Here is a 15011-nt window from a genome sequence, read left to right on the forward strand (position 1 = left end):
AAACTGTGTCGTTGTTACTTGCGTACCATACTTCTTTATTGAATATAGACTTTCTTATTAATTTTTATTTTAGATATTAATATATACCGTTCCATCCGCTACCACTAATAAGTTCCCCCATATAATTGTCATATCTTTCACCACTTCTGCTGTAGCTAACTCTTTTCCTTTTAAAGCTACAACCAATAGAATTTTACAATATTACCGGTTACAACGTCAGTTAGTTTAATTTTATCCATTGCCTCTTTTTCATTATTTGCTACTGTTTAATATTAGACCTAACCATATTACTAAGCTAAGGCATTGCCTTCTGTAAAGAATTTAGTGATATATTTTTAATACCTTAGATAACAACTAAAATTACTGTTTGATCGAGTATTATTGGCTTTTCATTCTTTTTCATCACAGCTGATTTTCAAATTCTCCTTCTCCGCTCATTACAGAGATATAACATATACTCTAATCGGGTCATATCATATTCTGTTTATAGCATGTAAAAGGACTTGAACGATTAATAGCCATCTTTCGTCCCTCTTAATTTGTACAATAAAAACGTAGCTGTTTTTCCACCTTATTACAGAAGTGAAATATGATGAGGAGAATAATATTATTCATTTAATAACTATTTCATCTCAAAATACACGCACATAACCTTTGTCCTTTTTTAAGAAGCAATTTCTAATTACTCACTCCGTAATTCCACTAAATAATTTAGATAATTGTTCTAGTTTGGTAAATATATAAGAACAGCACTGTTTAATCCCTTTTCAGCTTTGGCCCTGAATACAAATATTTCATCCCTTAACCTTTTAGAAAAAGTCTATACATTCACCTTTTGGTTAGTACCTTTCATATTAGCTATTATGTACAAATACTTAAGGGTAGATACTTTTTTTACAGCACATACAAAATAAAAGGGAAATACATATAAACTATGTATCTCCCTTTTATTTTGTACCCAAATTTTATTACTGTGTTACGGTCATAACTTGTCCGCTACGATCAACCATAATTTTCATTTTACCGTCTTGTGCATTATATAGCCCTAGTTTATGTAATTCCATTTTACAATCTTGTACGAAAGTTGGTAATTTACGAATTTGATCGATATCAGAACTTGTAATGAAATGAATTAAAAGCTGCGTCATGCCTTTAATATCTTGTACAAGCTCTTCTTTCTCTCGTTTTAGCCTTTCATTTTCTAGTTGTAACGACTGCAATTCACCTTCTAGACTACGTGTATTCTTCGCTTCCCTAGAACGCCCTGCTGCCATGCTAGAAAGCTTATAAATACCTTCCATAAACTGATGTAGTTCGTCTTCTTTCCTTTCACTACATTGATTAATTGTTTCAAAATTATCAACGATACCAGATATAACTGTTACAAGATTTTTTTCATCCTCTTTATGCTGGATTTCTTCTTTTAATTCGTACTCGTTTTCTTGTTTTCTTGCAACGATTGTCTCTTTTACTGGTATATATTTTCGCTTTCGTCCTGGTTTTTGTTTTTCAATATTTTCAAACGGTATTTCACGTTTTTTCAATTTATAATACGTATTTTGCAATTGACTTTCTGTTTTTGGAAAAAGATTTAGTTCATTTTTACTTACGTATTTTGAAATATTTAAAATGTTTAAACCGTGACGCTGACAAAATTGATACACTTCATACAGTAGCTCTAGTTCAGATTTCAGCCATGTAATTGCTGATTTTTCGTACGCTCGCATTCCGCCATTTTTTTCTATATCTATTTGAAATAATACCATTCTATTATGTAAATCAAGTAATTCTTCATACTTTACTTGGAATTCTTTTTCTATTTTTTTAAATTCCACCTCTAGTTGCATATCGTTCATTTTATTATTTGACATGTTTTGTAAAAGACCTAATACATTAATTGCTGTGTGGTGATACATAATCTGTGCCACTCCCCCTCATCCTTTCACAATTCTCATCTGACTCCCATGTCTTTTAAGAAAATAGCAATTTTTACATATCCATATTATAACAGTTCGAAATTATCTGTCAAATAATTAACATACAAAAATGTATAGAAAGTATAAAAAATTGGAAAATGTTTTTTATTAATATGTAAAATTGCATATTAATTACATTTAATTATATTATATGGTATTTTGAATGTTTTTTCACCGAAAAAATTTGCGTTACCACGAAATGTTACTAAAATAACCCTCGAAAATACGTTTGCTTATATTTTCAAATCAAAAATCTTTATTTGAAGATTTTTTCATACATACAGCGCCAAACATCTTAGAAACCTTTCATTTTTCTGCCAGGTTAGAGTATAGAATACCAAAAAGGAATTAGCCAATGCTACATATGGCTAATTCCTTCCTCTCTCTAACAAAATAGATTTATAAATCCAGTCTTCAGATCCTCAATCAAAGCCTCACTTCTTCTTACCTAAACTTCATGCCTCTGAACTCACATCGCATGAGACTCTATTAATCACTAAAAACTTACTTACATAAGTAGTTCCCCTATTCCTACTAAATAGAAAAATGTTATACGCCAGCTCTTCTACTTACCTATAACCACTCCATATCTCTGGTCTCAACATCGCATAGGGCTCTATTAAGCACTGACCGCTCAACACTTAGCTAGAGCTTCTATTCTGGCTAAATAGAAGCTTTTAAAGCACTAACTTATCAACTAAACCAATTAGCTCTTGAATATCTGGCTTACTTACTTGAGCATTTGCTCCTACAGCTTCACCTTTATGGAATAATTCATTTGTAATTAATGAAGAGAAAATAATGACTGGTAAACGATTCATTACTTCACTATCCTTAACCACTTTCGTTAAATGATGTCCATCCATTTTTGGCATTTCAATATCCGTAATTAGCAGGTGAATATGTTCAAACATTTTTTCGCCTTGCTCTTTCGCTAATTTTTCAATTTGTGCTAACGCTTCTGCACCATTGCTGAAGAAGTTCATTTTCGTATATCCAGCTGATGATAATGTTTCTTCTAATATTTGGCGAAGCATCGCTGAATCTTCTGCAATATAAATTACTTTTTCAGCTCGATCTGTTTTTTGTTCTAACCCTGCAATTGATTTATTGTCATAACCAGTGCCGCTAATTTCACATACAATTTTTTCATAATCTAATAGTAAGATGATTTTGCCATCTAGTTTTACAATACCAGATGTCGTTTCTTCTAGTCCCATAGATAATGAAGCTGGTTCATCAATTTGTTCCCACGAAATACGTTGAATACGATGCACTTCATCAACGCGGAAAATAACTTTCATTTGGTTTAATTCTGAGATGATAAACTTCGTTTGATCAAGTGGCTTTGTTGACTTTAAATTAAGAGCCATTGCCAAGTTAATAACAGGTAAAATTTCACCACGTACTTGAACAACACCTTCAACTGCATGATGAGATTCTGGCACAGTTGTAACAGGGAATGGATTAATGATTTCACGTACTTTCATTACATTAATACTAAATAGGTTTTCACCAACAGTATACGTAACAATCTCTAATTCATTTGTTCCGCTTTCTAATAAAATACTTTGTGCTTGTGACATAAAGGTGTCGCTCCCCTTCCATTAATTCCGTATATCTAATTATTAAGCTTTATAAAAGCGAAAAAGTCAACTACCTATATAAAAAATATAGATAGTCGAACGATTCATTTTATAAAAAAACAATTAATCTTGTATAAACGAAGCAAGTGCCTCTAATAACACTTCTTGTGCTCCTACAACTTCCGTCGGCATTGCTTCCCATTTTTTCGAAAGCTCGGTCTCTACTCTTATTCTCAACTCAGAATTCATTTCTGCTAGCACATATTCTTTCGTTGCTATATCAACATCAAGTAGCGCAAGTGCATATAATTCCGGGTCATTTATTTTTTCGAATAATCGTTTTAATACCACCGGTGCTATATGTTTTAATTTTTCAATATGAATTTCCTTATCCGAAAATAGTAACTCATATTGAATAAACGTAACATTTTCTTTAATCACTTTAAAATAACAATTATTTTTTTTATCATTTACAAAATAACCGTTTGGATCCGCAATAATACTTTCTACTTTACGAATTAAATCTGGCAAACTATTCGCCGCCATTACAGTTCGCTGCTCAATCTCACTCGGCGAAATGAATGTAACGCGATACTTATTTTGCGCCATCCTCCTCACCTCTCCTTTTATAGAAATTCAGTCTAATTGTATACTACAACTATCTTAAATTAACTTAAAACTATTTTATATTACCACTTCTTACACTACCACACTACTCTAGTAACGCTACATATCTCTGGTCTTACACATCGGTCGGGACTCTATTAGGCACTAACCGCTCCAAAGCATCGCCAGGTCCTCTCTCAAAACCTAAAAAATGCTTTTAAGAACTTTTCAATAACTCTATGTTATTAAACCAAAACGCTATCTGCTGATCCGTAATATCAGGCAACATAACAAAAAACTCACGACACTTCATCTCATCCTTAAACAGTTGATACTTCCAAACGCTATCGCTACCAACACTTATGAAATAAAACTCATGGATACGGCCAATGATTGCTTGTTTTTCACCAAATGAATACGGAGGCACTTGCTTAATTTCAAATTGATCTGGTAAATATACATGCTCTTCTCGTTCTATTTTTAATACTTGCTCGGCAAGTTCACGTTTATTTTCGAAAAAAGGCAATTGTAAAATTCGCTCTTGTCTTGTCATACGAATAAAAAACCCTTTCTACTCCATTACATTTTTTCTTTACGATATATTATCGAATTAAGTTTACAACTTCATTTAATACTTCATCTGAAACTTTAATTACTTTCGCATTTCCTTGGAATCCGCGTTGGTATAACATTAAGTCAACGAATTCTACAGATAAATCTACGTTTGCACCTTCTTGTGCACCACCACGTACTTTACCTGCACCGTTTTGACCAGATGCACCAAGAGCTAAAATACCTGTTGTATTCGTCGCTGTATAGTTACCATTACCTGTTTTCATTAGTCCGCCTTCGTTCGGGAACATCGCAACAGCTAATTGACCTGCAGATTTCATACTTCCATCAGAATATTTTACCATCACATATCCACCGTCAGCAATGAAGCAATCTTTAACCGTCGCTGCTGCTCTACCATCTACGTCTGTTACTGATAATGTTTTATCTGTTGGATGGTTTGTTAAATGACTTAAGTCTAATTTTATAGAACCGCCATCAAATGGAATATTGGCTCCTTGCTCTTTCGGATTTGGATTTCCAACAGCATCAAATGTCATATTACCACCTGCACCTGGAACATCCTTAAACTCTGTTTCTTTTTTCGAGTCATTACGCATTTGTACTTTATATGTATAATTATGTTCACTCGTTTGTTTAAACTCTACACGCATTGTCCATGTATTCCCTGCATTATCATATACAGGTAAATCTTGTGTAATTTGTTTTTCACCAGTTGGAATATTCCCTTTAATTGTCCCTTTCGATGTTCGAATACCACCAATTGCTGTTCCCATTGGAATTTGCAACGGTCCTGGAATTCCAGATAAATCAACTTCACCAGTTGCCTCATTTGCAGGGTATGCAAATACGTATTGACCTTCAGTATTCGTAATATAGTAATCTGAAGATATCCCAAACGTACCTTTACGAGTAAATTCCATATTTCCGCCCTTTGAATCACCTACAACGAAGAAACCATTACCTTCCATTGCGGCTTGTGTTTTGCCACCTGTTAACGTAATTGTACCATCACTATAATCCGTAACAGTACCACTCATTTTCACACCGTTACCAATACTTTTCGGATTCGTTCCTGCGTATTTACCGTCACCTTTTGCACCAATCGAATTGTTATATAGTAAATCATCAAACATTGCTTTTTGTTTTTTATAACCTACTGTTTGTGCATTGGCAATATTATTTGAAGTTACACTTAATGCATTTTGTGTTGCATTCATCCCTGTAATACTTGTATATAACGCTTTAATCATAACGTATGGACACTCCTTATGAATTTGTAGTTTTTACTTCTTCAGTTACTTTTTGATCGTCTTTCTTTGCGTCTTCTGGGTTCGTTTCCCCAATCGGTTTATCAGACACTCTCTCAACGAAACGAAGAGATACAACCTTATTATTAATAACGAGCTGTACATCGTTATTTTCCGCAAGGCGAACTGTTTCTACTTGACCGGTTACTTTGTTTCCGTCACCGTCAACACCTCTTACGTATTTACCTAAAAACTTCATTCCACCATCAAGTGCTGTTGAATACATCGTTGATTGCAGCTTATCTACTGCTTTCGTCATATTCTGTACTTGTTCCATAAGAGATAACTGTGCTGTCTGATTCATCATTTGATTCATATCCATCGCATTAAATGGATCTTGATGTTGGAAACTTGATAAAAACAATTTTAGGAAATCATCTTTCCCCATTACCCCAGGAGTCTTTTGCGCTCCTGCCGAAACTCCATTACTTTGTTGCACTGGCGATTGTACACCATTAACAGGTACATTACTTTTTTGCGCTCCTGCTTGTAACGGAATATGATTTGTACTCGTTGTATTTAATCCAACTGTTGGCACGCTTTATTCCTCCAATAATCCCGCAAATTCTGTTGATTGTTGTTTTTCATGATTTGTATTTGCTAATTTCTGTTTTTGCCTTTGCTCTTGTTCTCGCTGTTCTTTTCGATTTTCATCTTTATCTGAATAGCTAATTTGAATATTGATTTCTTTTTCTTTTAATTTTAATTTCAATTCATCAAAAATGATTTCAACACGTTTTTTCGCATCGTGTTTTTCCATTTCTACGTGAACATCAATTTGATCTCCGTGTTTTTTCATAAACACTGTTAATGTACCAAGTTTTTCTGGATTTAACTGAAATAAAACACGTTCTTGTTTCACTACAAATTTTTGCAGCGCTTCTACTTGTGCTTCCATTTTCTTTCCTAAGTCAGGTAATGAAACTTTCTCAGCACCACTATTTGATTTCCCTACTTGTTCGGTACTCGTCGTTTTATTTAATAATTCTGCACCTGCAGAGCTCGAATCGTTTAATGCATCAACTTCTGGCAACTCTACCTTTGCGTCATCGCTCTCAAGTTTTGGAAGATCTACCTCTTTAGACTCTTCTTGTTCCTTTGCAATATTACAAGTTTCTGTTTCTACAACTTTCAATGCTTGCATAGTTTGCTCTGGCATCTTCATTTTGTCTAATACCATTTGCATTGTATCTTCTAAACATATAGCATTTTTGATATTCATATTTGAAAGAAGTTCTTGTAATTGTTGTAATTCAGCTGCAGGTAATTCATTAAGTTTAATATTGCCATATTCTTTATATAGCTCTTGTATTTTTTGTATGTATTGATATAACAATTCCGGCTGCACATGTAATTGCTCAATTGCAACCATTTGCTCAGATACAGCTAATAACAACTGTTCTGTCTCTTTTTTTTCTTCTTTCTTTACATTTGGTTCTTCTTTCGTTACCGATTTTTTAGAAAGAATATAATCTTTTTTCTCTTCTGGTGGTGCTTCTTCTCGTTTCGTTTTCTCCGTTTGCGGCTGTTTTTTATTTTCCATTCTCATCGTACGATCGAATGAAGAATCTTCATTTTTTGATTGTACTTCTAGCCCTTTTTCTTTTTGCGGAGGTAAACTTTGTTGCACCGGTAATACAGACTGTATCACTACATTCACCTCATCCATTCATACACATTTTCAAATCCAGAAGCATTTTTTCTTCCAGCTTTTCTTGTGCTTTCGCAAGCTTTTTACAATTTTCTTGATACATCTCATCAATGACACGTTCTTTTTCTTTTACTTGCTCTAAAAGGCTTTCATTTTTTTGAATAAAACCTTCCGTTTTTTTAATTTTTCGATTCCATTCTTCTATTCTTTCAGGTGAAAACGTATGTGAAGAAAGCATGCCCGCCATAATACGTTGCCCAGTTTGTACGACTTTACTACGCGATTTCACAACATATAAATCATATTCTTTTTTTTGTTCTATTTTTCTTTTTTCAGCTGTTAATTCATACACTTCTTTTAAAATATGTTCTTTTTCTTGATTTATTTGCAATTTTATTGTGTCGTACTGCTGTTTATCCACCTGTTTTCATAGCCCCTTCCTATTATAACGTTCTCTTTTTCTATTATATAGTTTTTTTCCAAAAAAATCTGTGAAATATTAAAAAACAAAAAAATAAGACCTCTTAGGCAGAGGCCTTATACTATATGGTGTATCGCTTCAACGATATCATCAAATTGGAAACTATCCAATCGACCTTGCTTTAAAAACGTATTTATACCTTCTACTTTATTTTTACATTCAAAAATATAAGCATTTTCTTCATTTTCTTGAATCGTTCCTAACTTAAAATACAATTCATTTTCTTTATAAATTGATAAAATTTTTCTCATTTCATTTGCAAGTTGCCAATGATGTGGCGAAACAATTTCTTCCATAATCCTACTTACTGAATCTAATACTGAAATTGCAGGATAATGACTAAGCGTTGCAAGCTCACGCTTTAATACAATATGTCCATCTAAAATACCACGTGCTAAATCTGGTACAGGGCCATTTAAATCGTCCCCATCAACAAGCACCGTATAAATACCTGTTATAGATCCCTTTTGTGTTTTCCCGGACCGCTCTAACAGCTTCTTCATATAACTTTCCATTAACAGTGTTTTACCACCAATCGGTAACTCTTTAACAGCAATATCAACACTTCTACGGGCATCGGCGAAACGAGTAACAGAGTCCATCATAAGTAATACGTTATTGCCTTGATCACGGAAGTATTCAGCAATAGACGTTGCGAGTTTCGCGGCACGAAGTTGCATAAGGTGACTTTCATCTGACGTCGCTACAACAACGACGCTTTTTCGCATCCCTTCCTCGCCTAACTCTTTTCGAATAAAGTCTTTTACTTCCCGGCCACGTTCTCCTACTAAACTAATAACGTTTATATCAGCTTTTGCATTTTTTGCTATCATTCCAAGTAAAGTAGATTTACCAACACCTGACCCAGCAAAAATACCAATCTTTTGACCGATACCAATTGTTAGCATAGAATCAATTGATTTTATTCCTGTTTCAAATACATCGGTAATCTCTTCACGTTCAAATGCATGTATAGGCGGTGCATCTAGTTTAATTTTCTGTAATGGAATGTTTTCAGCTTCCTCATTTAACACTTCACCATTTGCACTTAACACTTTTCCGAGCAAGTGATTACCACGTGGTACAGCAACATCTTCTGAAACTAATGTCACTGAATCTCCATAACATACTTTTTCTGTCTGTTCAAATGGAAGTAGCATATTATTTTCTTTTTCAATAGCAATCACTTCACATAAGACGTTATGTTCTCCAACGAAGCAAACATCTCCAATCTTCGCTTTCGGCCCTTTTGCTACGAAAAACTGTTCTTGTACACTATGAACTTTGCCTACTTTCGTATACAGCGGTGTTTCAATGAACTTATTCCATTTTTCGTTCTCATTCATTAACAGGCGGCTCATACATTTTGCTCCTCAAATAACTTCTCTTCTTCCCATTTCTGACGAAGTTTCGCGAATATAGGTGCAAATTTAAATTCAAAGAACTCTTTCTCTTCTTCCAGAACAAATTCACCAAACTGCAGGGAGAAATCATATTTCCATTCTACTAATTGTAGTAACCAATATTCTTTCGTATTCTCCTTCTCTTCTTGAATACGTTCAAACGTTTCTGGATGTACTGTAATGATTAATTTTTCAAACGAAGTTGGCAATGTTTGCACGATGCCAGTTAAAATAGGTAACACATCAAGCAATCGTGAATCTACCGCTTGATTCACGATTTTTTCTGCTAGATGAAAAGATTGATCCCATAATAACTCTGTCCATTCATATGCTGTTTCTTGTTGTTCTTTTTGAAACTGCACACGCGCTGCTTCCATCTGTTCCATTTGTTCATGAATATGCATTTGAAATTGTTCTTTATCTTGTAATAACTGCTGCTGCTCTCGTTCTAGCATTTGCTTCTCTTGCCTTAGCTGATTCATTTCCATATGTAATGATTCTTGCTGGGCGCGAAGTTCTGCATGATCAGCTTGTAATTCTTCCTCTTCTATTTGAACTGAAGCTGGTTTTGGAAATTGTAATTCATACGTTTCTTCAGAAAAAGAAACAGAATTCTTCGGAATTCTGTTTTTAAATAAGGACATCCTCTTCACCTCTTTGAACGATAATTCTTCCTTCTTTCTCTAGCTTTTTCACTGTACCAGTGATCGTTTGCTGCGCTTTTTCAGCATCCGTCATCTTAAGCGGTCCTAAGCCATCTAATTCTTCTAGAATCATCTCTTTACGGTTTGAAGACATACATGTAAATAATTTCTCTTTAATTTCTTCTTTTGCAATTTTAAGTGCTTTCGCAAGAACACCGTTATCTGTAATTTCTTCTAATACACGGCGAAGCGCAAGATCTTCAAGACCAAGTAAGTCTTCAAAGACAAACATATTTTCTTTAATTTTCTCAGATAACTCATAATCGACTTCATCCAGCTTTTGAAAGACTGTTTTTTCAACACCACGTGAAACATTATTTAAAATGTTTACGATTGTTTTCAAGCCATCAGTTTTATTAATTGCACTGAATGCCATATTATTTAATTTCGATTTTAACAACTCGCCAATTTGATTAATTAATTCACCATCAACTTGTTCTAACTTCGCAATACCCATTACCGTCTCTACTCGTTTATGATCTGGCAATCTCTCAATTAATTGAGACGCAAGTTGCGGTTTAATATAAGAAGCGATAATTGCAATTGTTTGTGGTGACTCATCATTAAGCACTGTAAGAAGTGGTTCTAAATCTGTAAGTGAATTTAAGAATTCAAATGGATTATCTTTGTTATACCAAAGATCTTCCAATAATTTTTCCAGTTCGTCTTCTGGCATGTTTTTAAATATGCGACGAATGTATTCTTTATCTGGAGTGACTAAGTTCAATTCTTTTACATTTAGTTCATATAAGAACTCTCCTAGTACATTTTCTAACGTTTCTGGTTTGTATACACGAAACTTTGCGATTTCACGAAGTAATACTTCTTTTTCCTCAGCTGTCATATATTCAATGACTTTTGCTGCCACCCCTTCTTCTAATGTACGAATAAGGATGGCAGCTTTTTCTTTGGAGGAGATTTCATCTAACATCGTTGTTCCTCCCTTACTGTCCGTTTAACCATTTTTTAATTACTTTTGCAGTTCCTTCTACATGTTCTTTCGTAGCATCCTGCACTTGTTCATCTAACGTTGGTTCTTTCGGTTCTTCTGGTTCAGGTTTTGGCTCTGGCACTATTTTTTCTTCAGGAATTTCCAAGATACTTTCATTACTTGCAGCCACTTCCTCTTCTGCTAAGTATTCTTCATATTCCTCTTCTTCTTTCTTTCTCTTACGTCTTGCTAATAAGAACCATACTAGACCACCGATTGCTAATAAGCCAGCTGTAATTCCACCGAATAACCACCAGTTCATACCACTTTTTTCTGGCTCTTTCTCTTTTTCGGCTTTCGGCTGATCGAACTGAACAGTTACAACGTTAACTTGACCATTTATAAAGTTACCGTTCGGATCAGCTTGAAGTCCTGCCGCTGTTCCAATTGCTTCTTTAAAAGTTGTCATATCAATTCTACGTTTTACTAGCGTATCATTATCTACCCATACAACAACATTTGTTTTCGTTAATTCTGGGTGTTTCTTAATTGTTTCAACTGTTTTATCTATTTCATAGTTTTCGATTTTGTTACCATTTTTATTATCATAGACAACTTTACCATTTTGATTATTGTTCGTACCGTAGTTTGGCACTTCACCGTTCGCTGTAATACCAGCACCTTGCTTCATATCTGCCCCTTCTTGCGCAGTAGAGCTTTCCTCTTGCTCTTGTTTACTACGAAGTACACCTTTATCACCATACTTTTCTGACTGACGTGTAACTTCATCGTAGTTTACAGATACTTTCGTATTCACTTTATATTCATTCGATTTAAACATCGTCATTAACGTTGCATCAATATCTTGCTTTAATTTACCTTCAAGTTGATGCTGCATCTCTACTTCTTTCTCATAAGAAGAAGAACTACTAGAATGTGCTTCATCTATCCCTTTTGAGATAACACCTTTTTTACTATCAATAACGCTTACTTCTTCTGCCTTCACGCCAGGAACTGCTGCACTAATCATTTGCTGTATACCTGCAACTTGATCAGCTGTTAACAATTGGCCACGCTTCACTCCAACCGTAATCGCCGCTGTTCCTTTTGCTTTTTCTTCATCAAAAATTGTCTCTTTTTCAGGCAATGTAATTTGAACATTTGCCGTTTCAACTGTCGCAAAGTTTCTTACAATATCTTGCTCCAATTGCTTCTTCGTACCGACAATTTGCTTCATTTTTTTATCTTGCTCACTTGAACCGAGCGAGCTTTCTAATAAAATTTCCTCACCGCTTTTAGAATTAAACGGTAAGCCCATCCCATTCATTTCTTTTCGAACCCATGGAGCATCATTCTTTTGCACACGAATCGAACCATCGGCCGCTAATTGATAATCGACACCTAACTTCGATAATTCTGCTGTAATCTCTTGTTTATCTGTATCATTTAAATTTTGATATACAACAACATATTTATCTGGCAAGGTGAAGTATAAAAGTGCTCCTGTTACAATCGCTAAAAGCGCAGCACCAATTACTAACTTATGCCACGTTTTTAACGATTGGATAACATTTTTCATCTTTTCCATTTAAACACACCCGTCCACTTTCCTAAATTTGCATATTAATTAGTGACTTATAATTTTCAATAAGATTATCACGTACGAGAGCAGCCGTTTTCATTTGAGACTCAGCTTTCTTTTGCTGAATTAAAACGTCATGTGTTTCTCCTACCCCTTTAGTTAGTAAATCATATACTGCTGTTTGTGCATTGTTTTGTGTTTGATTCATATCTTCCAATAAATCAATAAACTTTTTCCCCGGAGCTACAGATGTTTCAGAAGTTTTCGGTGCACCAATTGACTGAATTGCTCCAAATGGTTGTGTATTTAACATTGGTTGGATTTTCATATTACTATCTTCCCCCTTATCCTCGGCCGATTTCTAAATCTTTATCAAGCATTTTTTTATTTGCATTTAATACACTCGTATTCGCTTCATACATTTTTTGAGCAACCATTACATTCGTCATTTCAGCAGTTACATCAATATTTGGATAACGTACATATCCTTCTTCATTTGCGTGCGGATGCGTCGGATCATACACTAAATTTTCCGTTTTGTCTGCTTCAATACTTTTTATTTTCACTCCGTTAGTAGGAGACCCATCTAACATACTTGCAAAACTATTGTTTGATTCTAGCACCACACTACGACGCTCATATAAATCTGCCCCCGGAGCCGCCGTCGTATTTGCATTTACAATATTGTTAGAAGTAACTTCCATCCACTTTCTCGCTGTCGTTAGCCCTGAGCCACTTGCATTAATTGCCTGAAACATCCGTTGTCTCTCCTTCTACTTTTAACGTCCGCGTGCCGCTTGGTTAATTGCATATTGTGTATTAATTGCGTTAATTGAAATACCGTATAACTGATTTGTTTTCATTAAATCTAGCATTTCTGTCGTTACATCCACACTATTCCCGTCTTTATTCGTTTGCATTGATTTTGTTTGAATCTTTGCATATGTATTTTTCGTATTTACTGTCGGCAAGTGCATTTCATTCGTTTGATATAAATCTGGATTGTTCTTTAAATCAGCCGCATTATTTTTATATAACGCACTACTTTTATTCATCTGCTCAGCAAATGTTACATCTTGTGCTTTATAGCCAGGTGTATTCGCATTTGCAATATTACTAGAAACAGTATTTCGTTTCGTCACTAAATAATTCATATAATGGCTTACATCACTCACTAAATCTGGCATATTCCACACCCTTCCTTTTCTAACGTAATGATCCACTGATAGAAGTTTCACTTCATTATTTATTTTCTTATATGCGTTTATTAAAATATTTACTATTATGTACCCTTACATATTTTATTCCATTTTTTCATTGTTGTCTTTAGAAAAATACAAAAATATAAAAAAGAATGCAAAAAAACTGTATACACATAGTAATCTATAGAAAATTTCAATATATAAACTACAAACTAAAGTCCATTTTTCTATTATTTAGATTACTATTATTTTTTCATCACAGTCATAAAATGAAACCTCAATCAGCGGATTTCTTTATGTAAACGAAGGAATAGATCCCCTTTTAAAAGGGGAATCTGCTTCCAGACGTTATTATTAATATTTACCGTAAAATGAATTAGCCTTCATTCGCCCATCATTTGTCATAATCATTTCTTCCAAAATCTTTTGCTTATCTCGAATATGCTGAGCTGCCTTAATAATGAATGGGCTTACTTCTGCTGCAACTTGCGCACGCGTTTCTTCATCCAATGTCATCATCCAGCGATTTAACATCTCACTCTTCTCAGCAAACTCTCTGTCTGACACTTGCAATTCACCGATTTCATTAAAACAGCTGACAAACGTCCGATAAATATCATTGTTCATTTTCAAGTGCTCCGCGGTAACCGTCTATTAAATCTTGTAACACTTTCACAATTGCATCAATATCTTTCGCTTCACGCGTTACTTTCATCGTTTGAATTTGAATGCTAATCCAGTCATATAAACCATATAGACTATCATATAAATCTTTCGTAATCTCAGGATTTAATTGAAGCTTTAGTTCTTCAAAAATACGTTCTAATTTTTCAAGAAGTGCATCCCCTTCTTGTAGTTTAAAAGTATGTAAAAGTTCTTCTAAATTACGAAACTCTACAATACATCTTTCATAAATAAAAATTGTATTTTTAATCGGATTACTCGTCATAATATCATTTTGCATATAACGTTGCCATGCTTGCATACGATCACTTCCTCAACTTTC

Annotated in this window: 17 protein-coding genes; all 17 read right to left on the reverse strand. The window is 34.3% G+C overall.

Annotated elements, in window-relative coordinates; genetic code table 11:
* Positions 1-968: 968 nt before the first annotated feature.
* Positions 969-1916 carry a DNA-binding domain-containing protein gene (locus tag IBT51_RS02365; RefSeq protein ID WP_000274679.1) on the reverse strand — a complete coding sequence of 316 codons (948 nt, stop codon included), beginning with the start codon at positions 1914-1916 and terminating at the stop codon, positions 969-971.
* Positions 1917-2653: 737 nt separating this feature from the next.
* Entirely contained in the window at positions 2654-3562 is a 909-nt protein-coding gene (locus IBT51_RS02370; protein WP_000075943.1) for a chemotaxis protein, read from the reverse strand.
* 123 nt (positions 3563-3685) lie between these two features.
* Positions 3686-4171: a hypothetical protein gene (locus IBT51_RS02375; protein ID WP_063546972.1), complete on the reverse strand. Its 486-nt coding sequence runs from the start codon at positions 4169-4171 to the stop codon at positions 3686-3688.
* A gap of 214 nt (positions 4172-4385) precedes the next feature.
* The gene (locus IBT51_RS02380; RefSeq protein WP_016122222.1) at positions 4386-4721 is read right to left on the reverse strand and encodes a DUF3964 family protein; all 336 of its coding nucleotides are present in this window, start codon (positions 4719-4721) and stop codon (positions 4386-4388) included.
* A gap of 49 nt (positions 4722-4770) precedes the next feature.
* Positions 4771-5994 carry a flagellar hook protein FlgE gene (locus IBT51_RS02385; protein WP_000588320.1) on the reverse strand — a complete coding sequence of 408 codons (1224 nt, stop codon included), beginning with the start codon at positions 5992-5994 and terminating at the stop codon, positions 4771-4773.
* Positions 5995-6010: 16 nt separating this feature from the next.
* Positions 6011-6589: a flagellar hook assembly protein FlgD gene (locus IBT51_RS02390; protein WP_001143462.1), complete on the reverse strand. Its 579-nt coding sequence runs from the start codon at positions 6587-6589 to the stop codon at positions 6011-6013.
* Positions 6590-6592: 3 nt separating this feature from the next.
* Positions 6593-7702 carry a flagellar hook-length control protein FliK gene (locus tag IBT51_RS02395; RefSeq protein ID WP_140155646.1) on the reverse strand — a complete coding sequence of 370 codons (1110 nt, stop codon included), beginning with the start codon at positions 7700-7702 and terminating at the stop codon, positions 6593-6595.
* Positions 7703-7712: 10 nt separating this feature from the next.
* Positions 7713-8123: a hypothetical protein gene (locus IBT51_RS02400; protein WP_000360860.1), complete on the reverse strand. Its 411-nt coding sequence runs from the start codon at positions 8121-8123 to the stop codon at positions 7713-7715.
* A gap of 116 nt (positions 8124-8239) precedes the next feature.
* Positions 8240-9544 carry a flagellar protein export ATPase FliI gene (locus tag IBT51_RS02405; RefSeq protein WP_200457981.1) on the reverse strand — a complete coding sequence of 435 codons (1305 nt, stop codon included), beginning with the start codon at positions 9542-9544 and terminating at the stop codon, positions 8240-8242.
* A complete protein-coding gene (locus IBT51_RS02410) occupies positions 9541-10230 on the reverse strand; it encodes a FliH/SctL family protein (RefSeq protein WP_200457982.1) in 690 nt (229 codons plus the stop codon). The genes IBT51_RS02405 and IBT51_RS02410 overlap by 4 nt, the downstream gene beginning before the upstream one ends.
* The gene (gene fliG, locus IBT51_RS02415; protein WP_000883364.1) at positions 10217-11221 is read right to left on the reverse strand and encodes a flagellar motor switch protein FliG; all 1005 of its coding nucleotides are present in this window, start codon (positions 11219-11221) and stop codon (positions 10217-10219) included. The genes IBT51_RS02410 and fliG overlap by 14 nt, the downstream gene beginning before the upstream one ends.
* Positions 11222-11234: 13 nt before the next feature.
* A complete protein-coding gene (locus IBT51_RS02420) occupies positions 11235-12809 on the reverse strand; it encodes a flagellar M-ring protein FliF C-terminal domain-containing protein (protein ID WP_200457983.1) in 1575 nt (524 codons plus the stop codon).
* Between the two features lie 22 nt (positions 12810-12831).
* Complete coding sequence (gene fliE / locus IBT51_RS02425; RefSeq protein WP_016082181.1) at positions 12832-13131, reverse strand: flagellar hook-basal body complex protein FliE; 300 nt, start codon at positions 13129-13131, stop codon at positions 12832-12834.
* A 16-nt stretch (positions 13132-13147) separates the two neighbouring features.
* Entirely contained in the window at positions 13148-13561 is a 414-nt protein-coding gene (gene flgC / locus IBT51_RS02430; protein WP_065482994.1) for a flagellar basal body rod protein FlgC, read from the reverse strand.
* Between the two features lie 21 nt (positions 13562-13582).
* Positions 13583-14041, reverse strand: a complete 459-nt coding sequence (flgB, locus tag IBT51_RS02435) for a flagellar basal body rod protein FlgB (protein ID WP_445661887.1) — start codon at positions 14039-14041, stop codon at positions 13583-13585.
* Between the two features lie 318 nt (positions 14042-14359).
* Positions 14360-14632 (reverse strand): hypothetical protein, encoded by a 273-nt coding sequence (locus IBT51_RS02440; RefSeq protein WP_001058088.1) that lies wholly within the window; start codon positions 14630-14632, stop codon positions 14360-14362.
* The gene (locus tag IBT51_RS02445; RefSeq protein ID WP_001149516.1) at positions 14622-14990 is read right to left on the reverse strand and encodes a flagellar export chaperone FliS; all 369 of its coding nucleotides are present in this window, start codon (positions 14988-14990) and stop codon (positions 14622-14624) included. The genes IBT51_RS02440 and IBT51_RS02445 overlap by 11 nt, the downstream gene beginning before the upstream one ends.
* Positions 14991-15011 lie beyond the last annotated feature (21 nt).

This window comes from Bacillus sp. S71 (assembly GCF_016625265.1).
Lineage (GTDB): Bacteria > Bacillota > Bacilli > Bacillales > Bacillaceae_G > Bacillus_A > Bacillus_A cereus.